The sequence below is a fragment of the Spectribacter hydrogenoxidans genome (genome assembly GCF_031846275.1).
Lineage (GTDB): Bacteria > Pseudomonadota > Gammaproteobacteria > Nevskiales > Salinisphaeraceae > Spectribacter > Spectribacter hydrogenoxidans.
Genome location: NZ_JAVRIB010000008.1, coordinates 133,173 through 155,178, shown reverse-complemented (window position 1 = coordinate 155,178; position 22,006 = coordinate 133,173). Strand labels below are relative to the sequence as shown.

The 22,006-nt window shown below is 65.8% G+C and carries 19 protein-coding genes and 1 tRNA gene; 12 read left to right on the top strand and 8 right to left on the bottom strand.

From position 1 onward, the window contains the following. Nucleotides 1-41 precede the first annotated feature (41 nt). Nucleotides 42-1,223, top strand: coding sequence for a thiolase family protein (locus RM532_RS09485; RefSeq protein WP_311653084.1), 1,182 nt, complete (start codon nt 42-44; stop codon nt 1,221-1,223). Between the two features lies 1 nt (nt 1,224). Here the strand turns inward: RM532_RS09485 and RM532_RS09480 are convergent, their stop codons facing one another. The 4 genes from RM532_RS09480 to RM532_RS09465 form a co-directional block, all read right to left on the bottom strand. Next, nucleotides 1,225-1,965 carry an SDR family NAD(P)-dependent oxidoreductase gene (locus RM532_RS09480; RefSeq protein WP_311653083.1) on the bottom strand — a complete coding sequence of 247 codons (741 nt, stop codon included), beginning with the start codon at nt 1,963-1,965 and terminating at the stop codon, nt 1,225-1,227. A gap of 12 nt (nt 1,966-1,977) precedes the next feature. After that, nucleotides 1,978-2,613, bottom strand: a complete 636-nt coding sequence (locus RM532_RS09475) for a GntR family transcriptional regulator (protein ID WP_311653082.1) — start codon at nt 2,611-2,613, stop codon at nt 1,978-1,980. 65 nt (nt 2,614-2,678) lie between these two features. Beyond that, complete coding sequence (locus tag RM532_RS09470) at nt 2,679-3,461, bottom strand: SDR family NAD(P)-dependent oxidoreductase (RefSeq protein ID WP_311653081.1); 783 nt, start codon at nt 3,459-3,461, stop codon at nt 2,679-2,681. Nucleotides 3,462-3,579: 118 nt separating this feature from the next. After that, on the bottom strand, nt 3,580-4,140 hold the full coding sequence (locus RM532_RS09465) for a DUF2726 domain-containing protein (protein WP_311653080.1): 561 nt from the start codon (nt 4,138-4,140) through the stop codon (nt 3,580-3,582). Nucleotides 4,141-4,373: 233 nt separating this feature from the next. On the opposite strand from RM532_RS09465, the gene RM532_RS09460 reads away from it, so the two are divergent. Continuing rightward, on the top strand, nt 4,374-5,402 hold the full coding sequence (locus RM532_RS09460; RefSeq protein WP_311653079.1) for a transporter family protein: 1,029 nt from the start codon (nt 4,374-4,376) through the stop codon (nt 5,400-5,402). Between the two features lie 166 nt (nt 5,403-5,568). Further along, nucleotides 5,569-7,887 carry an ATP-dependent DNA helicase gene (locus tag RM532_RS09455; protein ID WP_311653078.1) on the top strand — a complete coding sequence of 773 codons (2,319 nt, stop codon included), beginning with the start codon at nt 5,569-5,571 and terminating at the stop codon, nt 7,885-7,887. Nucleotides 7,888-7,945: 58 nt separating this feature from the next. Here RM532_RS09455 and RM532_RS09450 read toward each other — a convergent pair. After that, nucleotides 7,946-8,021, bottom strand: a tRNA-Ala gene (locus tag RM532_RS09450). Between the two features lie 72 nt (nt 8,022-8,093). On the opposite strand from RM532_RS09450, the gene RM532_RS09445 reads away from it, so the two are divergent. Further along, entirely contained in the window at nt 8,094-8,708 is a 615-nt protein-coding gene (locus RM532_RS09445) for a TIGR04282 family arsenosugar biosynthesis glycosyltransferase (RefSeq protein WP_311653077.1), read from the top strand. Nucleotides 8,709-8,786: 78 nt separating this feature from the next. Continuing rightward, nucleotides 8,787-9,563, top strand: coding sequence for a TerC family protein (locus RM532_RS09440; protein ID WP_311653076.1), 777 nt, complete (start codon nt 8,787-8,789; stop codon nt 9,561-9,563). Nucleotides 9,564-9,605: 42 nt separating this feature from the next. On the opposite strand, the gene RM532_RS09435 is transcribed toward RM532_RS09440, so the two are convergent. Together RM532_RS09435 and RM532_RS09430 are read right to left on the bottom strand one after the other, a co-directional pair. After that, nucleotides 9,606-10,625, bottom strand: a complete 1,020-nt coding sequence (locus RM532_RS09435; protein ID WP_311653075.1) for a M14 family zinc carboxypeptidase — start codon at nt 10,623-10,625, stop codon at nt 9,606-9,608. Next, nucleotides 10,606-11,331 (bottom strand): LOG family protein, encoded by a 726-nt coding sequence (locus RM532_RS09430; RefSeq protein WP_311653074.1) that lies wholly within the window; start codon nt 11,329-11,331, stop codon nt 10,606-10,608. Before RM532_RS09430 ends, RM532_RS09435 begins: the two co-directional genes overlap by 20 nt. 130 nt (nt 11,332-11,461) lie before the next feature. Between RM532_RS09430 and clpB the strand changes: the two genes are divergently transcribed. Both clpB and RM532_RS09420 read left to right on the top strand, forming a co-directional pair. Then, the gene (gene clpB / locus RM532_RS09425) at nt 11,462-14,044 is read left to right on the top strand and encodes an ATP-dependent chaperone ClpB (RefSeq protein WP_349255297.1); all 2,583 of its coding nucleotides are present in this window, start codon (nt 11,462-11,464) and stop codon (nt 14,042-14,044) included. Between the two features lie 116 nt (nt 14,045-14,160). Next, nucleotides 14,161-17,826: a beta strand repeat-containing protein gene (locus tag RM532_RS09420; RefSeq protein ID WP_311653072.1), complete on the top strand. Its 3,666-nt coding sequence runs from the start codon at nt 14,161-14,163 to the stop codon at nt 17,824-17,826. A 73-nt stretch (nt 17,827-17,899) separates the two neighbouring features. Here the strand turns inward: RM532_RS09420 and RM532_RS09415 are convergent, their stop codons facing one another. Then, nucleotides 17,900-18,940, bottom strand: a complete 1,041-nt coding sequence (locus RM532_RS09415) for a Glu/Leu/Phe/Val family dehydrogenase (RefSeq protein ID WP_311653071.1) — start codon at nt 18,938-18,940, stop codon at nt 17,900-17,902. A 163-nt stretch (nt 18,941-19,103) separates the two neighbouring features. Here RM532_RS09415 and RM532_RS09410 point away from each other — a divergent pair, with 163 nt between their 5' ends. The 5 genes from RM532_RS09410 to RM532_RS09390 all read left to right on the top strand — a co-directional run bounded on the left by RM532_RS09410 (nt 19,104) and on the right by RM532_RS09390 (nt 22,000). Continuing rightward, nucleotides 19,104-19,703: a hypothetical protein gene (locus RM532_RS09410; RefSeq protein WP_311653070.1), complete on the top strand. Its 600-nt coding sequence runs from the start codon at nt 19,104-19,106 to the stop codon at nt 19,701-19,703. Between the two features lie 66 nt (nt 19,704-19,769). Continuing rightward, the gene (locus RM532_RS09405; protein WP_311653069.1) at nt 19,770-20,489 is read left to right on the top strand and encodes a MotA/TolQ/ExbB proton channel family protein; all 720 of its coding nucleotides are present in this window, start codon (nt 19,770-19,772) and stop codon (nt 20,487-20,489) included. Then, entirely contained in the window at nt 20,443-20,877 is a 435-nt protein-coding gene (locus tag RM532_RS09400) for an ExbD/TolR family protein (protein WP_349255296.1), read from the top strand. The genes RM532_RS09405 and RM532_RS09400 overlap by 47 nt, the downstream gene beginning before the upstream one ends. Then, the gene (locus tag RM532_RS09395; protein ID WP_311653067.1) at nt 20,874-21,281 is read left to right on the top strand and encodes an ExbD/TolR family protein; all 408 of its coding nucleotides are present in this window, start codon (nt 20,874-20,876) and stop codon (nt 21,279-21,281) included. Before RM532_RS09400 ends, RM532_RS09395 begins: the two co-directional genes overlap by 4 nt. Continuing rightward, nucleotides 21,278-22,000 (top strand): energy transducer TonB, encoded by a 723-nt coding sequence (locus tag RM532_RS09390; protein ID WP_311653066.1) that lies wholly within the window; start codon nt 21,278-21,280, stop codon nt 21,998-22,000. The genes RM532_RS09395 and RM532_RS09390 overlap by 4 nt, the downstream gene beginning before the upstream one ends. Nucleotides 22,001-22,006 lie beyond the last annotated feature (6 nt).

The following is a 22,006-nucleotide window of genomic DNA, read 5'->3' as shown; positions in this document are numbered from 1 at the left end:
TGCAATACACGTATAGTCTACGCCAATCCGCAGTCCACGCCATGACCCGCCGCGCCGTCATCATCGACCTGGTCCGCACTCCCTTCGGTCGCGCTCGCCCGGACGGCGCGCTGGCGCCGATGCACCCGGTGGACCTGTACGCCCATGTGCTGGACGCGCTGGTTCAACGCAACGACTTCGACCCGGCGCTGATCGAGGACGTGATCACCGGCTGCGTGCTGCAAGTGGGCGAACAGGCGGCCAACATCGGGCGTCAGGCGGTGCTGGCCGCCGGCCTGCCGGAATCGGTGCCGGCGGTGTCGCTGGATCGCAAGTGTGGCTCCGCCCAGCAGGCGGTGGACTTCGCCGCCCAGGGCGTGATCGCCGGGGCGCATGATCTGGTGATCGCCGGCGGCGTGGAGATGATGAGCCGGGTGCCGATGAAGGCCAATCGTCTGGACCGGGACAATCTGGGCCCGCGTTTCGCGGCACGTTATCCCGACGGCCTGGTCGGCCAGGGCATCTCCGCCGAGCTGATCGCCGCACACTGGAACCTGTCGCGGGACGACATGGATGCGTACGCGCTGCGTTCGCACCAGCGGGCGGCGGCGGCCGAAGACAGCGGCTCGACGGCGCGCGACATCGCGTCGATCGATGTGGAGGGCAACACTGTCGATCGGGACGAGGGGCTGCGCCGCAACAGCACGCTGGAAAAGCTCGGCGGCCTGCCGCCGGCGTTCGAGTCCGAACGCATGCAGGCCCGCTTTCCCGGCATCAACTGGTCAGTGACCGCCGGCAACAGCAGCCAGGTGACCGACGGGGCCGGCGCGGTACTGATTGCCGAGGAGAGCACGGCCTCGCGGCTGGGCCTGACCCCGCGCGCGGCGGTCACGCATTTCGCCGTGGTCGGCGACAACCCCCTGATGATGCTGACCGGCCCGATACCGGCCACCCGCAAACTGCTGGCACGAGCCGGGCTGGCACTGGGCGCGGTCGATGCCTTCGAGGTCAACGAGGCCTTCGCCTCCGTGGTACTGGCCTGGCAGAAGGAACTGGGCGCCGACCCTGAACGCGTCAACGTGCATGGCGGCGCCATTGCCCTGGGCCATCCGGTTGGCGCATCGGGCACTCGCCTGCTGGGAAACCTGCTTCGGATCCTGGAGGAAACGAACGGCCGCTACGGCCTGCAGACCATGTGCGAATCCGGTGGCATGGCCAACGCCACCCTGATCGAACGCCTCTGAATCACGCCATCAGATTGGCGCCGCCGTTGACGTAGACCACCTGGCCCTGGATATAGGCCGCCGCATCGGAGGCCAGCCAGTGGATGAGGCTGGTGTAATCCTCATCGGTTACACCGCGCCCGCTGGGGTTGCTCGCAGCCGCATGGTCCACCAGTTGCCGCGCCTGCTCGCCGAACAGGGTGGTCACCGCCCGGGTTTCAACAATGCCGGGCGCTACCGCATTGATCCGGATGCCGCGCGGGGCGAGTTCCACCGCCAGATACCGCATCAGGCTTTCGGCCAGGGCCTTGGCCACGCCGATAGCGGCATAATTCGGAATCACCACCCGGCCACCGCGGCTGGTCAGATAGATCACGCTCGAGCCACGGCGCATGTACGGCAGTGCCGCCTGCACGAGATACATGAGACTCATGCCGTTGACCTGCACGGCGGTATTGAAGGCATCGGGGTCGACCTCCAGCACCGGGCCCGGCAGCGGGCGTACCGCGCAGTGCACCAGCTGATCCAGCGGCTCGCCGCTGCTTGCCACAGCGGCAAGCAGCGCCGCACAACCAGCCGGCGTGCCGACATCGGCGGCAATCGCTTCAGCGACCGCGCCCTGCGATTCCAGCATGGCCATCGCCGACTCGGCGGCGGCCCGATCTTCCCGGTAGTTGACGAATACCCGTCGACCCGGCGCCGCAAACGAGCGCGCCACTGCCAGCCCGATACCGCGAGTCCCGCCGGTAACGAGGACACTCATCCCGGCGTCCTGTCAGCGTTCGGCGGCCGCATAGGCTTCATCCGGCAGGGCGATCAGGCTGACCCGTCGGCGTCTGAGATGCAGGCGGGTGGCCCGCTCGGCCCGCTTGGCGTCCCCCGCCAGCACCGCATCGGCGATAGCGCAGAGTTCCTCGTACTGGTTCTCGTGCTGCTTGCGGGTGATGTAACCCTGAAACTGCAGGCGCAACAGGCTTATCTGCATCTGCGGCATGATGCGGCTGAGTTCGCGGTTGTCGCCGATCACGATCAGCAGGTCGTAGAAGGCGCGCCGTTCGGCCAGAAACGACATCGTCTCGCCGGTATTCTCGTACTGGCGGATCCGTTCGCGGGCCTGTTCCACCTGCTCGCGACACCCCGGTTCATTGATGCGGCGGGCCGCCAGCTTGGCCGCCAGCCCGGTGAGCGATTCCAGAACGATCAGGGTATCCCGCACTTCCGTGCGGGTCTGCGCGCGGATGAACGCGCCCCGGTGCCGGGTGATGGTCAATACGCCCTCGCCGGCAAGACGCTTGAACGCTTCCCGCACCGGGCCGCGACTCACGCCGAGTTCGCGGGTCAGATCGGCCTCGACCAGTCGCTGGCCGGGCACATACCGGCCGTTCTCGATCCCGCGAGTAATCGCGGTCATCACGCGGGCCGGCGAGCTCGGTTTATCCGCCGGGGCCAACCCGGCCGCGGTAGCCACGTGGAACCCTAGATCCGTGCCAGCGTCCCGCCGTCAATCACCAGCGTGGTGCCGTTGACGTAGCTGGCTTCATCCGAGGCCAGGAACAGGCACCCCTGGGCGATTTCCTCCGGCTGGCCGGGGCGGTGCATCGGGCATAGCCGGTCGGCCACCGCCTCGTCGTCAAACAGACTGACATGGCTGGCGATCATCGGCGTATCGATGAAGCCGGGCGCCACGCAGTTGGTACGGATACCGTCGGCGGTGTAGGTCGCGCACATCGAGCGGGTGAGGTTGATGATGGCGCCCTTGGCCGCCGTATAGGCATGGGCATCCGGATTGCCGACAAACCCGAGTACCGACGCGATATTCACCACCGCGCCGCTGCCCTGCTTCTGCATCGCCTGGATGGCCAGTCTCGACACCAGATAGACCGAATCCAGATCGATGGCCATCACTTCGCGCCACTTGTCCGGCGGTGTGTCCGTCACCGAGCCCATCGAGCCTTCCGACTCGTTGGCCCAGGAATAACCCACACCCGCGGCATTCACGAGTACATCGATGCGGCCGTACTCAGCCAGCGTCGCGTCGATGAGTTTCTGCGCCCCGGCCTCGGATGACAGATCCGCTGGCACCACCATGCCCTTGCCGCCCTCGCCGGTCACCAGGGCGAGGGTGTCGTCGAGATTCCTCTGGGTACGCGAGCAGCCCACCACGGTGGCCCCCTGCCCGGCAAACAGCTGCATGCAGGCACGGCCGATACCCGTACCGGCGCCCGTGATCACTGCAATCTTGTTCTGAAGTCTGCTCATGCCTCCTCCTGCACCATGTTGGATTCCCGTCACCCTGTGAATCCGAGTCTAACGCGAACAATCAGACAATGTTGTCCTATAATTTTGTTGCTACAGCAACCCCGGCCCTTGCAGCTGACTAGCGGGTTATCGGTCCCAGCGGATCGCTATCGGCGAACGCCGTGTCGTCGACCGGCACATGCAGGGCCCGGCGCGGAGAAATGTTTTCGATACTGTCGTAACGGTCGTAGAGAAACGGCTCAAGCTTCTTGCCAATGGCAGCAACCGACAGGCCCTCGTCCGGATCCAGCCGCACCACGGGGACGCCGGCAGCCTGGCAGGCATCCTTCAGGAACGGGTCACCGCGCCGAGCCTCGTTGCCGGTGTCGATTACCACCTGCGGTTCGCCGTTGCCGGCATGGCAGATCACGAACTCGAACCGCCGCATCGCCAGCCGCCCAAAGGCCTGCTGCCACTGGCGACGCGGCATGCCCTTGCGGGGCAGCACCACCGATGCGGCCTGAACCCGGGCGAATACCTGACCACGCGAACCCACCGCCTCGGCCAGCTGGCGATAGAAGGCCCGGTCGTTTTCGCCCAGCAGTGCGCCGGCGCGTTCATAGCCCGGCGCGGAATCGGGCTGACCGGACCGGCGGCGACGCCAAAGCCGTACCAGCAGCCAGAGCGCAAACAAAAACACGAGTAAAGCGGCCAGCAACCGAAGCGAGGGCGATGCCGACCAGAAGTCCAATAGAGTTGCGTCCATGCTTGCCGTATAGCGAGAGAAACTGCCCGTCCGGGTCGGGACGCTTACTTTAGCGCCATGCCCGGCCGGGAACCAACGGCAGGTGCGACATTCTGCCGCATGGTCAGTTCCACCCGGGCCACTTAGGCTTCGCGGCCATTGTTGTCATCCTCTCGGATATACCTGCCATGACCCGGCTTACCGCTCTCATCCTGATGCTGTTCACAGCCCCCGCTTTTGCCCATGACGGCTTCGCGTTCGCCGGGCCCGACGGCCACGCCCCGATCGGTGTGCATGGCGACCATGCCCACGAGACCGGGGAATGGATGTTCTCGTATCGCTACATGCGCATGCACATGGACGGCAACCGGCTCGGCCGCGACGATATCAGCCCGGCCGAGATCACCAACCCGGCCGGGCAAGGGTTCACTGTCGCGCCGCTGGAGATGACCACCGAGATGCACATGCTGGGCGCCATGTTCGCCGTCAGCGACCACCTCACCCTGATGGCGATGCTGCCCTACGTCGAGAAGGAAATGGACCATCGGGTGCGCAACGGCACCCGTTTCACCACCGAGTCGAGAGGCATCGGCGATGCCTCCATCGGCGGCATCCTGCGGCTGCATGACACGCCCCGCCACAGCCTGCTGCTCGATCTGGGTCTCAGTTTGCCCACCGGCTCCATCGACGAACGCGACGACACCCCCCGCTGCCGGATGATGGGCAACTGCCCCGCGCAACTGCCCTACCCCATGCAACTGGGCAGCGGCACCTTCGACCCGCGGATCGGATTGACCTGGCGCGGCGACACCGGCATCTGGAGCTGGGGCACCCAGGCTCTGGCCACGTTCCGGCTCGGACGCAACGACAACGATTACTCGCAGGGCGAAATGTTCGAGGCCAGCGGCTGGCTGGCCCGGCCGGTCAGCGAGGGCATTAGTCTGTCTGCCCGCCTGGCGGCACGCGACTGGAACAATTACGATGGGCAGGATCGCGAGTTGGCAGTGGCCAACATCGGTTTCATCCCCACCGCCGAGAGCGATCTGCGCGGCGGCGCCCGTGCGGATGTCGGTTTGGGAATGAACTGGCAGGCCGGCAGCGGGCTGGTGGGCCACCGCCTTGCGGTCGAACTGCTGTACCCCGTGTATCAGCGGCTGGACGGGCCGCAACTGGAAAGCGACGGCATGCTGGTGGTGGGCTGGCAATACGCCCCCTGACTACCGCAGCCGGCTTCGCGGCCGGCAGGCGGCATGGCAAGATCGGCCGCCATGTGCAGATGCCGTGACCCCCTCATGTACCCCGCCCGGCATTTGCCGGTCATGGCGTCCGACCGTCCGGACCACCGGGCAGTTCATCCCGGCAGACCGTCCCGGGCCGGAAGTCTTGAGCATCAGTAGCATCGCCAACAAGGCGACTTATGCGCCGGCGTTTTCCGCATCGGTGCGCGCGTTCTGCGCCTTCGTGGCCCGCCGCGGGGATCTCGACCACCGCTTTACGCCCTCCCCCACCGCCGCCCAGGGGATGGCCGGTCATGCCGCCGTGGCCAGACGCCGGCCCGGCGATTACCACACCGAGGTGCCGATCACCGGGATAATCAACGGCCTTCGCCTGAGCGGGCGGATTGACGGCGTCGCGGCCAGCCCGCTGGCGATCGAGGAGATCAAGACCTTTCGCGGCCGTTACGACCGGATACCGGAGAACCATCGGGCTCTGCACCGGGCCCAGCTGGAGACCTATGGCGCCCTGTACTGCCGGGAACACCGGCTGACCCGGATCGAACTGCGACTCGTGTATTACGACGTGGATCACCGGCAGGAACATGTCGAGCCCTGGTTGGCTGACGCTGACGCGCTCGAGGCCGCACTGATCGAACAGGCGGACTGCTACCTGAAATGGGCCGATGCCCAGGCCGATCACGTCCGGCGTCGCAATGCCGCCCTGCGGGACCTGACCTTTCCCCATGCCCAGCCGACGGTCGGGCAGGCGCAGCTGATGACCGCCGTGGATACCGCCATCCGCGAGCAAACCGATCTGCTGGCCCAGGCACCGACCGGCGTGGGCAAGACGCTGGGCACGCTCTATCCCGCTCTGGCCGCACTCGGCAACGGGCAGCTGGACCGGCTGTTATATCTGACCGCCAAGACCTCGGCGCAGCAGGAGGCGGTCAAGGCGCTGGACAGCCTGGCGGTTGATGAGCGGCCGTTGCCGCTGCGGCGGCTGGTGCTCGCCGCCCGCGATCGCGCCTGCGAGCATCCGGACAAGGCCTGTCACGGCCAGTCCTGTCCGCTGGCCCGGGGTTTCTTCGACCGCCTGCCCGCCGCCCGGCAGGCCGCTGCGGAACATCATGAGCTGACCCCGCTGCGCCTGAAGACCATCGCCGCGGCGCACCGGGTCTGCCCCTACTATCTGGGCCAGGAAATGGCGCACTGGTCGGATGTGGTGATCGGCGATTATCACTACTACTTCGATCAGAGCGCACTGCTGCACGCGCTGACCCGCGAGTACCGCTGGCGGGTAGCCGTACTGGTCGACGAAGCCCATAACCTGATCGACCGCGCCCGGACCATGTACTCGGCCGCTCTGGACCAGGCCGAACTGCGCGCGGCGGCCGCCGGCCTGCCCGGCGCCGTACGGCCCGCGTTGCAGGCGCTGGACCGGGCCCTGTCCACGCTGGAGCCCAGCGTGGAAGACAACATTAACGCCGACACCCGGGCCCTGCCGACACAGGTCTCCCAGACCCTGACCAGCACCGCCGCCGCGATCACCGCCTATCTCGCCCACGACCCGGACGGGGCGGACCAGGCGCTGCTGGAAATCTGCTTCGCCGTGTTGGCGCTGCTGCGCCTGACCGAGGCTTTCGGCCCGCATTCGTTCTGCGATATCACCCGCACCGAACGGCAACAGGGCCTGTTCCGGGAAAACCTCACCCGGGTGGCCATCGACAATGTGGTGCCGGGCCCGCATCTGGCGCCGCGGCTGAACAGCGCCGTCAGCGTGATCGCCTTTTCCGCCACGCTGTCACCGGTATCGTTCTACCAGCGGATGCTCGGTTTCGAACCCGATGTTCCGGTATGCGACGCGCCCAGCGCATTCCGGCGCGAGCAGTTGCAGGTGCGGCATGTGACCGACATCCCCACCGCGCCGGCGATGCGCCGTGCGTCGGCCGCCCCCATCGCGGCCCTGATCGGCCGTGTCGCGCGCCGCCGGCCGGGCAACTATCTGGTGTGCTTCAGCAGCTTCGCGTATCTGCGCACAGTGGCGGATACCTTCGAACGGGACTGTCCCGAGGTTTCCTGCTGCCGACAGACGCCGGCGATGTCGGATCGGGACCGCAGGCGCCTGCTGGCGGCATTCGAACCATCCGCGCAACAAGTGGTGTTCGCCGTGCTCGGTGGCGTGTTCAGCGAGGGCATCGACCTGCCCGGCGACCGGCTGGTGGGGGCGTTCATTGTCACGCTGGGACTGCCGGCATTCGACGATCGCAACCAGCGCACGGCCCGACGCATCGAGACTCTGATGGGCGCCGGCGAGGGATACCGATTCACCTATCTGTATCCGGGCCTGCGCAAGGTAGTGCAGGCAGCTGGCCGGGTGATCCGCTCGACCCGGGACGAAGGCAGCGTCTGGCTTATTGATCCGCGGTGGCGAAACCCCGATATCCAGTGCCTGATGCCGCCGCATCTGCGGGCCAGCGGCCCGTGAACGGCATGCTCAAACGACAAGGGCCCGCACATGCGGGCCCTTGTTCGAATACGAAACATGGTGGAGCCGGCCGGAATCGAACCGGCGACCTCAGCAGTGCGATTGCTGCGCTCTCCCAACTGAGCTACGGCCCCGACGGCGGCGTATTCTAGCACCGATGCAATTTACGGGTTCAACAATTCCTGTCCCGGCACCGGGAAACGGCCGTGGCTGAGATCCTCATCTTTGCCCGGGCACCGATACCCGGTGCCTGCAAGTCGCGGCTGGCCCGCGGCATCGGCACGGTGCGTGCCGCCCGTGTCTATCGCGCCATGCTCACGCGAACGGTCGCAATAGCCTCTTGCACCGGTGCGTCAAGCGTTCATCTTGCGTGTGCCCCCGACACCCGTCACCCCGTCTTTCATCAGCTACGGCGCCGCTTCGGCTGCCGGCTGCATCGCCAGCCACCGGGCGATCTGGGCCAGCGCATGCATCGAGCCCTTGCCGGGCAGCTTCGCGAGGGCATCGGCCCCGTCCTGCTGCTCGGCAGCGACTGCCCGAGCCTGACCGTGGCCGATCTCGACGATGCCCTGACCGCGCTGAAAGCCGGACACGATGCCGTCATCGGCCCGACAGAAGATGGCGGCTATGCGCTGGTGGGCTTGCATGCGCCGGCCGCGCAGCTGTTCCAGGGCGTAAGCTGGAGCACATCACGTGTGATCGGCCAGAGCCGGCATCGCCTGCGTCGGCTGGGATGGCGCTGGCGGGAGACACGGCCGCTGACCGATGTCGACCACCCGCGGGATTGGCAGCGGGCCCGCCGCGCCGGCTCGTTCGACTGACCTGACGAGGGCACTCACGCGCCCGCCCGGATACGCTAAAGTCGCTCGCAATCACCCGAGTCTCACCAGGGAATCGCTATGGAGCTTCTCGCCGACCCGAATGTCTGGATCGCCTTTCTGACGCTGGCCGCGCTGGAGATCGTGCTGGGCATCGACAATATCGTGTTCATCTCGATCCTGGCCGGCCGGCTGCCGGTAGAGCAGCGTCAGAAGGCCCGCATGATCGGCCTGTCACTGGCTCTTGGCATGCGGGTGGTACTGCTTCTGTCGATCGCCTGGATCATGGGGCTGACCGAGCCGCTATTCGCCCTGGGCGGGTTCGAGGTGTCCTGGCGCGACATCATCCTGATCGTGGGTGGCCTGTTCCTGCTCGGCAAGAGCACGCTGGAAATCCACCACAGCCTGGAAGAAGGCGGCGAATCGGACAGCGGTTCCGCCAAGGCCACCGCCACCATGGGGGCGGTGATCGCCCAGATCGCGGTGCTGGACATGGTGTTCTCGCTGGATTCGGTCATCACCGCCGTCGGCCTGGCCGAGCATGTGCCGGTGATGATCGCCGCGATCGTGGTATCCATCGTGGTGATGATGGTGGCTGCGGGGCCGGTCGGCCGCTTCGTCGACGATCACCCCACCGTGAAGATGCTGGCCCTGTCTTTCCTGATCCTGATCGGGGTGACGCTGATCGCCGAGGGCCTGTCGTTCCACATTCCCAAGGGCTATATCTACTTTGCGATGGGCTTTTCCCTGGGGGTGGAAATGCTCAACCTCCGATTACGTGCCAGCCGCAAACGCGCGCCGGTGAAACTGCACAACCGCTATCGCGAGGATGATGCCGACCAGGCGTCGGCACCGTAAAAGCCGGAAAAGCTATCGCGTGGCGTCTGCGCGACGCCCGGGTCAGCCGCCAGCGGCCGGTTCATCGGCGCGGCGCTCGGCCTGACGCACACGCGGCGCGATACGGCGATCCAGCCAGCGGGTCAGGTCCTGCCACATGGCCCGGGCCTGACCGGCCGCTGGCATGCGGGTGGCGTGGCCAAGTTCCACTGTCACCACGGGAATATCCAGGTATCGCGCGCCATAGTTGCCCAGCGATCCGGGGAATACCCCGAGACGATTCAGCTTCAGCGGCCCCAGCCGCGCGGGCGGCGCCGGTTCGCCGTCGTAGTCCAGAACCCCGTAGGGCGCATGCAGGGTGACGATGACATCCGGCCGGTAATGGGTGATCTCGTCGACCAGCCACCGGGTTTCCGGTTCGCTGGCCGCGGCATCACCGGGGAACCGCCGCTCGCTGCGGCCGGTGTCACGCCAGTAGTCCTGGCTGGCGGTTTCCCATCCCGGCGTGGGCAGATTCCGGTTCAGATCGACCCCGTTGGCGTTGACCCGCTGCGCAGGCCGGGCGAACAGCCCATCCGGATTCATCGCCGGAATGATGCGCCAGTGATAGGCGCTGCCGGTTGCCTCCAGCCAGGACAACCACCAGAACACCAGACTCACGGAGGTGAGTTCGTCGCCATGGGTGCCGCCGATGAGCAGCACCCGACCCTTGGGCGTCTGACGACTGGCTCGCACCGGCCGCACGATGATCGGCCGCCCGTGCACGGATTCATGGCCGGTCAATTCGAAACCGCTGGCGCAGTCGGCTTTCGCCACGCTGTGCAGGCGATCGGCCAGTGCCGAGCACCAATCGTCGAGCACCGCAGCCGCATCGACTGTCGCACGTGCAGGTTCCGAGTGGGCCTCGGCGAACAACATTCTGCTGCGTTCATGCGGCAACGTGGCGGGCGTCTCGACGGCAGCGGGCAAGTCCGGCGTCTTGCGCTCGAATGCCGCATCACGACTGCACGCCGCCAGCGCCAGCAGGATGACGCCGACCAGTGCCGCGGACCAGTGGCCGGCGTTACGCCTCTGACTCGACATCCGGAAGCGCGGCACGCAGCACCTCGAAAGCCTCGTTGACATGGTCGACCATGTGAATGAGCTCACGGTCATCCTGGCTGATAAGCCCCATCTCCACGAACACGTCGAAATTGATCAGGCGGCGCCAGAATTCGCTGCCGTAGAGAATCACCGGCATGCGGCGTTGCTTTCCAGTCTGGATCAGCGTCAGCACCTCGAACAACTCGTCCATGGTGCCGAAGCCGCCGGGGAAAATGATCAAAGCATGCGCCACGTTCATGAACCAGAACTTGCGCATGAAGAAATAATGGAATTCGAAATTCAGCGGCTCGCTCAGATAGGGATTGGCAGACTGTTCATGCGGCAACGAGATATTCAGCCCCATCGACAGGGATCGGTCGACATCGGCCGCGCCGCGGTTGGCAGCCTCCATGATCCCCGGCCCGCCACCGGTACAGATGAAGTAGCGTTGTCCCGGGGTATGCGTATCGATGGTCCATCGCGCCAGCCGGGCGGCGAGTAGCCGGGCCTGATCGTAGTAGTCCACGCTCTCGTTCACCGGATCGTGCCGGCCGGGTTTTAGCCGCGCCGAGCCGAAGAAGATCAGCGCGCGATTCACCTGCTGGGCCTGCAGCCGTTCCTGCGGCTCCAGGTATTCTGCCAGGATCCGCAGCGGCCGGGCCTCCGGCCCCATCATGAATTCCGGGTTCTTGTACGACTTGGTCATCGATTACCTCTGTCGCGATCGTTTTTCGTGTCCGGCCCCGCTTGAAAGCCCGGGCCGCGCCCGCAAGTTATCCACAACTGTAAACGGCGCCCGGCGCCGGTACCCAATTGCGAGGACGCACCACATGCGAATGGACAAACTCACGAGCAAATTCCAGCAGGCGCTGATGGAAGCGCAAAGCCTGGCGGTCGGCCGCGATCATACCCAGATCGAGCCCGCCCATCTGATGCTCGCGCTGCTCGATCAGCAGGGCGGCAGCGTACATCAATTGCTGGACAACGCCGGGGTGGACGTCCGCGGACTGCGCGCCGGTCTGCAGCAGGCGCTGGAGAGTCTGCCCACACTGCAGCAGGCCACCGGCGACGTCGGCGTGAGCAGTGAGCTCAACCGCCTGCTGAACCTGACCGACAAGGCCGCCCAGCAGCGCGGCGATGCCTACATTTCCAGCGAACTGTTCGCGCTGGCGGCGGTCGACGACAAGGGCACGCTGGGCAAGCTCCTGCGCGATGCCGGTGCCAGCAAGGACAACCTGAGCACCACCATCGACAAGGTCCGCGGCGGCGAGGCCGTCAACGATCCGAACGCCGAGGAACAGCGCGGCGCCCTGGACAAGTACACCATCGACCTGACCGAACGGGCCGAACAGGGCAAGCTGGACCCGGTGATCGGTCGTGACGAGGAAATCCGTCGCGTCATTCAGGTTCTGTCCCGCCGCACCAAGAACAACCCCGCCCTGGTGGGCGACCCCGGCGTGGGCAAGACCGCCATCGTGGAAGGCCTGGCCCAGCGCATCATCAACCGCGAGGTCCCCGAGGGACTGAAGGACAAGCGCGTGCTGTCGCTGGACCTGGGCGCGATGCTGGCGGGCGCCAAGTACCGTGGCGACTTCGAGGAGCGACTGAAGGGCGTACTCACCGACCTGTCGAAACAGGAAGGCCGGATCATCCTGTTCATCGACGAAATCCACACACTGGTCGGCGCCGGCAAGGCCGAGGGCGCCATGGATGCGGGCAACATGCTCAAGCCGGCCCTGGCCCGCGGCGAGCTGCATTGCATCGGCGCCACCACGCTTAACGAATATCGCCAGAACATCGAAAAGGACGCGGCGCTCGAGCGGCGCTTCCAGAAGGTGCTGGTCGATGAGCCGGACATGGAGGACACGGTCGCCATCCTGCGCGGCCTCAAGGAACGCTACGAAGTTCACCACGGCGTTGATATCACCGACGGTGCGATCATCGCCGCCGCGCGGCTGTCGCAGCGCTACATCACCGACCGCAAGCTGCCGGACAAGGCGATCGACCTGATCGACGAAGCCGCCAGCCGCATCCGCATCGAAATCGACTCCAAGCCGGAAGAACTCGATGTACTGGACCGGCGGCTGATCCAGCTCAAGATGGAGCGGGAAGCGCTCAAGAAGGAATCCGACGAGGCCTCGAAGAAGCGGCTGGAGAAACTCGAATCCGACATCGAGCAGGCCGAGCGGGAATACGCTGATCTGGAGGAAATCTGGACTGCCGAGAAGGCGACGCTCACCGGCGCAGCCAGCCTCAAGGAAGAGCTCGACCGCGCCCGCCACGAAAAGGATGCCGCCCGCCGGGCCGGCGATCTGAACCGCGCGGCGGAGTTCGAGTACGGCCGCATCCCGGAACTGGAGAAGAAACTCGCCGAAGCCCAGGCCGCGGAGGCCGATTCATCCGGCAACCGCCTGCTGCGCAACAGCGTCACCGAGGAGGAAATTGCCGAGATCGTGTCCAAGTGGACCGGCGTGCCGGTCGCGCGGATGCTCGAAGCCGAACGCGACAAGCTGCTGCGCATGGAGCAGGCACTGCACGAACGGGTGATCGGCCAGGACGAGGCGGTTTCGGCCGTTTCCGATGCCATCCGCCGGGCCCGCTCCGGCCTTTCCGATCCCAACCGCCCGATCGGCTCGTTCCTGTTCCTGGGCCCCACCGGCGTGGGCAAAACCGAGCTTTGCAAGGCCCTGGCCACCTTCCTGTTCGATACCGAAGAGGCCATGGTCCGCATCGATATGTCCGAGTTCATGGAACGCCATTCCGTGGCCCGGCTGATCGGCGCCCCGCCCGGCTATGTCGGCTACGAGGAAGGCGGGTATCTGACCGAAGCCGTGCGCCGCAAGCCCTATGCCGTGATCCTGCTGGACGAGGTGGAAAAAGCCCATTCGGAAGTCTTCAACATCCTGCTGCAGGTGCTCGACGACGGTCGCCTGACCGACGGCCACGGCCGCACGGTGGACTTTCGCAACGCGGTGATCGTGATGACCTCCAACCTCGGCAGCCAGCTGATCCAGGAACTGGCCGGCGAGGACGACTACGACACCATGAAGGAATCCGTCATGGAAGTGGTCGGATCCCACTTCCGCCCGGAATTCATCAACCGCATCGACGAAACCGTGGTCTTCCATCCGCTGGGCCGCGAGCAGATCCGCTCGATTGCCCGCATCCAGATGCAGCACCTGGAAGCCCGGCTGGCCGAGCGCGATATCCGCATCGAGATCACCGATCAAGCCCTGGACAAGCTGGCAGAAGCCGGTTTCGACCCCGTCTACGGCGCCCGGCCGCTCAAGCGGGCGATCCAGACCCAGGTCGAGAATCCGCTGGCCAAGCGCATCCTGGCCGGCGAATTCGGCCCGGGTCACTGCATCCGCGTGAACGTCGAGGATGGTGGCGGGCTGGCCTTTCGCGAGGCCGCCTAACACACGGATACCTTCTCCAGGCGGGCGGGCAGCCCACGGTTTGACAGGCTGCCCGCCCTCTGGCTTGCTTAGGCGTTAAACTCGCCTTTACAGCAATCACGTCAGGGGTATCCGTCATGCACTGGGGAACAACCGGCATCTTTCCGCGTCGACTTTTCTCGAGCGGCATTCTCGTTTCGCTGCTCGCAGGAGGGGCGCTTGCCACGTCAGCCCATGCGGCGACATTCACCGTGACCACCACGGCGGACAACGAGTTTGACGACGGTGAATGCACCCTGCGAGAGGCCGTTGCCCTTGCGAATGGCGCCGGCAGCGAGGACGCATGCAACGACAGCGGCTCAATGGGAGATGATGATGGCGACACCATCAATTTTGATGATGTCGACCTGGCAAGTGAAGGACAGATTATCGTTCTCACGGAAGGCAGCCTGCGCATCCAGGATGACGTGTTAATCGATGGCTTCGTACAAGCGCCCGAGTCCGGTGACCTGCTGGGCGCGCTGGTCGACGGGCTAGGGTCTTTGCTTGGTGGTAACGATGGCGACTCCGTTGACCAAAACCGCATGGCTATCAGCGGTGGCGACAATGCTCGCGTGTTTTTCGTCGATACCGACCCAACCGCAGTCGGAAACAGCGGCAACGTCACGTTTCAGAACCTGATCGTGGCCAACGGCTTCGCCGCCGCGGGCGATCCCGAGAACGGGAATGGTGCCGGCATTCACAACTCCACCGGCGCCGGCACATCATCCAACCGCCTGACGCTGATCAATACGCTCGTTACCGGCAATGAATCCACCGCGGATGCTGCAGGCGAAGGCGGGGGCGGAATCTTCAACAGCGGCAACCTGTTCCTCGAGGACAGCGACATTCTCGGCAACAGCGTTACCGGTACCGCCGGCAACGGGGGCGGCATTCTCAACGCCGGCAACCTGAACGTGACCCGCGGCAACATCAGCGGCAATACGGCGTTGCGCGCCGGCGGCGGCGTCGAGCAACTGGACGGCAGCGCCATGTTCAGTGAAACCGCTTTCGCGCAGAACAACGCGGGCGGCAACGCGCCCAATCCAGGCAATGGCGGCGCCGTGCACATCACCGCGGGCGATACAGACTTCACAAACGTAACGGCCACGGGCAACATCGCTGCCCGCGAGGGCGGAGCGCTGTGGAACAACGCCGGCCAGACCATGACCGTGTCCAACGGAAGCTACGCGGAAAACGTCGCCTCGGGGCCCGCGGCAGACGATGGTGGCGGCGCTCTGTTCAACAACGGCGGCGTCGTCAATGTGAATCAGGCCGACTTCAGCAACAACCTGGCCAACGGCGCGTCGGGCAGCGGCGGCGCCATCTTCAACGGCCAAACCGATTCCAGCGCCGGACGTCTGACCATCAACGGCGGAAACTACAGCGGCAATGCGGCAGTTCGCGCGGGTGGCGGGATCGAGGATGCCTCCGGCAATCCCGACGACCTGCGGATCTCCGGCATCACCGCCGACGGCAACCGCACCGGCGCCATCGGCGATACGCCGGCCAATCCCGGCAATGGCGGCTTCCTGCACGTCAGTGATGGCGAGGGCGTGACCCGGATCGAAATCTTCGGCGGCACCTATCGCAACAACACCGCGGCCAGGGAAGGCGGTGCCCTCTGGAATGGCGCCGGAACGATGATCGTCGAAGATGCCGTCATCCAGACCAATACCGCCAGCGGTGACGCGGCCGATGATGGCGGCGGCGGCATCTTCAACAACGGTGGCACCCTCATCGTTCGGGACAACACCACGATCAGCGGCAACCGGGCGGACGGCACCCTCGGCAGCGGCGGCGGCATCTTCAACGCCGTCAACGGCACGGCGGAGATCACCAGCAGCAGCATCACCGGGAATAACGCCAATCGCGCCGGCGGTGGCATCGAGGATGCCTCCCTGGTCACGGAAAATGCCGTGACGCTGACCGACGTGACGCTGAGCGGCAACAACGGCGGCGATAACCCGGGCAACGGTGGCGGCCTGCACGTCACCGGTGACGGCAACATCGTCGTCATGAACAGCACCATCCGCAACAACACGGCAGCGGAAGGCGGCGGACTCTGGAACAACGCCGGCGAGATGTCAGTCACCGACTCCATCATCGAGAACAACACCGCCAACGGCGACGCCGCCGACCAGGGCGGTGGCGGCGTGTTCAATCAGGCCGGCACGCTCATCATCACCAGCAGCACCCTGAACGGGAATGATGCCACCGGCACTTCCGGCAGCGGCGGTGCCGCATTCAACGACGGCGATGCCAATGACGAGGCGACGGCCACGCTGACGATTGACCGCAGTTCGATCTTCGCCAACACCTCCCAGCGCGCCGGCGGCGGCATCGAGAACAACGCCGGCACCGTGGAAATCACCCGGACCGTCATCGGCGGCCTGGATGAAGCCCGCGGTAACATCACCGGCAACAACCCCGGCAACGGCGGCGCCCTGCACACCACGGGGGCGGGGGACGTCACCATCGATGACAGCGCAATCGTGTTCAATACCGCCTCCGAGGGCGGCGGCCTATGGAACTCCGCCGGTGGTACGCTGACGGTGGCCAATTCCACCATTTCGAGCAATGTGGCCACGGCCAGCAGCACGGTATCGGCCGGCCTGCGGGGCGGTGGTGGCGTTTTCAATGACGGCGGCACCACAACACTCATAAACGTCACCGTCACCCAGAACGACTCGATGACCAATGGTGGTGGCATTGCCAGCGTGGACGGAGCCTCCATCACAGCCGACAACACGATTGTAGACAACAACAACATCGACGACCCGGGCACCAACGACGGCCCGGATGCATTCGGCAACGTCACCGTCGATACCAGTTTCATCGGCAATACGTCCGGCGCCAGTGTCACCGGGGATGTTCTGACCGGCGACGCGCAGCTCGATGAGCTGACCGTGTCCGGCAACACCCTGATTCACGTGGCCCCGTTCGGCAGCCCGGCCGTCGACGCCGGCAATGACACCATCTGTGATGCGGCACCAATCGACAACCGGGATCAGCGCGGCGTGGTCCGTGACTTCGACGGCGACGGTAACGGCATTGAAGGTTGTGACATTGGCGCGGTGGAGTTCACGCAGAACCCGGTTCTGACCCTGACCGGCAACGGTCCAGCCGAAGTACCGGCGACTCCGGGCGACGAGAACGTGACGGCCTTGGCCTTTACCCTGACCAACAACACGGCCGAAGAAGTGGACGTCGATGGGTTCAATGGTTCCGTGACCGGTGATGTCAGCGCCAACATCGCGGATGCCGACGTCTATCTGGACAACAACGGCAACGGTAATCTGGATTCCGGTGAGGCCAGCGCCATGCCCATCGGGAATGTTCAGATCAACGCGTCGGGGCAATTCTTCGTCACGCTGAATCCCGAACGCACCTTGATGGCGGACGGTGGCGACGAAAGCTATATCATCGTCATCGACATCGCCGCGGACACCAGCACGGCCATTACGCCGACCAGCTCGATGCTGTTCGCCGGTGGCGGCCTGTTCATGGTCCTCGCGACCCTCGGCGGTCTGCGGCGGCGCGTTGCCTGGCCGCTCGCGGCATTGACCCTGGCGGTCGGCCTGAGTGCCTGTGGCGGCAGCGGTGGTGGTGGCGGCGGCGGAGATGACGGCGGCGGCATGATGCCCCCGACCGGCAATCTCCAGTTCACGCTGACCCAGGTGACCGCGACGGGACAGACCGGCAACGCAGTAGCCGACAATCTGCCGCTGGAAGGTCCTGCCATCACCATTTCCAGCGAATAGCTGACGATGATCAAGGCCGGCCGCCTCCTCAAGAGGCGGCCGGCCTTTTCTTCTAATATTTCAGATTCCGTATTCAACCATTCCCGAGAAGGCGCTGGGCGCGAATAACCGCGATGCCGGCCGTGCTCTGCCGTGACTGGCGCGATTCCGCAAGAATCTGCGCCAGCGTCTGCTCAATGGCCAAGACCCTGTCCCGAACCCGCTCCGGGGAATAACCGCCGGGCGCCAGTTCATCCCCCACGTTGATCACGCCGCCGGCGTTGATAACAAAATCCGGGGCATAGACGATGCCGCGCGCTGCCAGGCGATCGGCGTCGGCCTCGGTGGCCAGCTGATTGTTGGCACCGCCGGCGACGGCCCGGCAGCGCAACGTGGGAATGGTGGCTTCGTTGAGCACCCCGCCAACCGCGCAAGGCGCCAGCACATCGGCCTCGACGGCTAGGATCTGATCAGTCGCCACGATGTCCGCGCCCAGGTCGCGGGCCGCAGCGACACCGGCTGCGTCCGTATCCGCTGCGATCACGCGGGCGCCGGCATCAATCAGGCGCGCGATCAGGCCCAGCCCCACCTTGCCGCAGCCCTGCACCGCAACCGACAGACCACGCATGTCGTCGCCAAGCCCGGCGGTGCGGGCGGTGGCGCGCATGCCGACGAACACGCCCAGCGCGGTATGCGGTGACGGATCGCCCGATCCACCGGCGTCGCGCGAGCGGCCCACGGCAAACGCGGTCACTTCATTGAGCACCGCGATGTCGGCCTCGGTCATGCCCATGTCCTCGGTGGCCACGTAACGGCCGGCCAGTCCCTCGACGATACGGCCCATTGCCAGGAATGCGGCACGGCGATCGGCCGGTAGCGGCGCCAGAATCACTGCCTTGGCGCCCCCGAAATCCAGGCCGGCACAGGCATTCTTGTAGCTCATCGCCTGGGACAGCCGCAGCACATCGTCGACCGCGTCGGCTTCACTGTCGTACTCGCGGATGCGGATGCCGCCAAGCCCGGGCCCGCGGGTAGTGTTGTGCACGGCGATGATCGCGCGCAGCCCGGTGTCTCGGTCGTGAGTGAACAGCAGTTGTTCATGATCGGATGCCTGGATGCGCTCGAGTATCGCCACCGTTTGCCCTCATCGGATAAGAAATGCGGTGATTGTGGCCATGGCTGGCGAGTGGTGTCGACTGGAACCGTCGGCCGTAGCACTTGTCTTGACGTAGACTAGGGCCTGGAATACCGAGGTACGGGCTCGCGGGATCATGTCGGCCTGCTCAAGGAGTACCACCATGCCCATTCATCGTTCGCTGACCGTCATCGCATTGCTGCTCTGGGCCGTATCCGGCATGGCGGAAGAAGCCTCATCCGATACACCCGCGGCCGAGGAACAGGCGCCGGTGATTCCGGCCGAGGCGGAAGACGCGGAAACCGCCGAGAACAGTGAAAACGTCCCGCCCGACGGAACCGACGGCCGATCGCCCAGTGAGTCGGCCGAGGCCAGTGACGAGCCGATGGGCCACACGGACGCCGACGGTGAATCCGGTCAGGTCCGGCTCGAGCTCAACAAGCTTTCCGTCCTGGATGATGCCTGCCGCGCCTATGTCGTGGCCCGCAATCAGACCGAGGCCGATTTCGACCAGCTGCGGGCCGATATAGTGATGTTCGATGCCGACGGCATCGTCAACAAGCGCCTCGCAGTAGATCTGGCACCCCTGCCCGCCGGCAAGACTAGCCTGAAGGTATTCGACATCGGCGGCCTGGCCTGTGACGACATCGGCCAGATGCTGCTCAACCAGATTCTGGACTGCCGCGACGCCGGCGGCGAGCGCGAGAACTGCCTCGCCGATATTTCAGTCCGGGCCCGGGGCCCGGTACCATTCATCAAGTAGCGTGGCTGACACGGCGCAAGCCGGCAGAGTACGCCCGCGGCAACACTTTTCCGCCTGGAGGGGGGCATGAACGAATTTCTGAGCCGGGCCGGGGCCTGGGCTGATGGCGTACTCGAGATGATTGCGCTGGGCGGTCCGGTGGTGGCCCTGCTGATCGCCATGTCGATTCTTGCCCTGACCATCGTGCTGCTCAAGCTCTGGCAGTTCTCGGCCATGCGCGTCGGTGACCGTCGCACCGCGATGAGTGCCCTCAAGGTATACCGCGCCGGCAGCGCCGGCGATGCGGCTTCCATTGCCGGCAAGTCGCGCAACCCGGTGGCTCAGGTCCTGGCCCGGGCCATCCGCGGCAAGCACCGCGTGGACATGGCCGATGAGCTGGTCCGCGAGGAAGTGCTGCGCTATGGCGCGGACCAGCTGGAAACCCTGCGCAGCCATTTCCGCCCGCTGGAGGTAATCGCGTCGCTGGCGCCGCTGCTGGGGCTGTTCGGCACCGTGCTGGGCATGATCGAGGCCTTCCGCGATCTGGAAGCGGCCGGCAGCCAGGTCAACCCGGCCATCCTGTCCGGCGGCATCTGGCAGGCCCTGTTAACCACTGCCGCCGGTCTGGCGGTAGCCATGCCAGTGATCGTGGCGCTGAACTGGCTGGAGCGGGTCGTGGACCGGCTGGCCCACGACATGGATAACATCGTCACCCAGGTTTTCACTATGGATCTGTCACGCGCCCCGGCCGTGCACGGCCATGAGCTCGACCCCGAACGCGTTGAAGTCCGCCCGCTTGGCGAATAGCCCGGCGCGCCGGCGGCCGCTGGTGGGGCTGACGCCACTGATCGACGTGGTGTTCATCCTGCTGCTGTTCTTCATGCTGGCATCGAGCTTTCTCGACCTGCACTCGATCGCACTGGATGCACCCAGCCGCGGCGGGGGTCAGCCCACCATTGAAGGCGCGCTGCTGGTGGAAGTCCGCCGCGACGGCATCCGGCTGGGCGGGCAGTATGTGACGCCGCAGGGCCTGGCACGGCGGGTTGCCGCGCGACTGGAAGACAATCCGGACCGGCGCGTACTCGTGCGGCCGGCCGAGGGCGTGTCGCTGCAGGACACGGTGTCCGTGCTGGATCGCCTGACTGCATCCGGGGCACGCAATCTGTCGATGCTCGGGGACGACGGACCGCGATGAAATTCCCCCGCTCCCGCCGGCCGCGTAACGAGGACGAGCGCGTGCTGCCGCTGACCAACATCGTATTCCTGCTACTGATCTTCTTCATGCTCGCCGGACGCTTGGCCACCCCCGACCCGCTGCCGATCGAACCGCCGGAATCGGAAAGCGAGGATCCGGCCCGCGCGGAAGGCGTGCTGGTCCAGATGATGACCGATGACCGGGTGGCCATCGATGGGGAAGTCGTGCCGCTGGCGGAACTCGCGGAGCGGGTCAGCCGGCAACGTGCTGGCGATGATGCCCCCCGGATCCGGCTCAAGGCGGATGGTGCAGTGGCGGCCACGCGGGTGGTGGCGGTGATGCAGCAATTGCACGACGCGGGTGTCGATGAGTTGCGCCTGCTGACGACCAGCGCCCCGCCATGACGGCATTGCCACTGCGCCGGCACTGGCTGGGCGCCGCCCTGCTGGCCGCCCTGCTCCATGCCGGTATTGCCGCGCTGATCATGGCCCTGGTGCCAACTTCACCCAGCGCCCTGGTACCGAGCGAACAGGGCGTGGCAATCAACCTGGAATCGCTGGGGGATGCAATGAGCACCGCCCCTGCCCCGGCGCCGGAATCAGTCGAAGCGGTCGAGCCCGATATGCCGGCGCCCGACGTGGCGGAGGTTCCGACCCGCGACAACTCGGTGCCCGAGGCCGAAGAGCAGGACGTACTCGCCGCGACGGCGGCCGACCGCGCCACCGCGGAGACGGCGGACCCCACGGCTCCCACGGAAACCGTCGAGGCACTCACCATAACCCCCGACGCGCCGCCAACGCCGGAATCCAGCGAGACGGCCCGCGGCGGCGGCGACCCCACCGAAGCCTACATCGACACGGTCCGGGGCTGGCTGTCGGACAACAAGCAGTATCCGGAACAGGCCCGGCAACGTGGCGATGAGGGCGTGGTGCGGATCTACTTCGTGGTCGATCGCGAAGGCAACATCCTCGAGTACCGCATCCTGGAGAGTTCCGGGATCGCCCTGCTCGATCGCGAGGTCGAGGCCCTGCTCGACCGGGCCCAGCCGTTGCCAGCCATGCCGGATGATCTGCGCCGGAACCGGATCGAGTTGGTCGTGCCGATCGAGTTCAGCCTCAACTGACCTGCC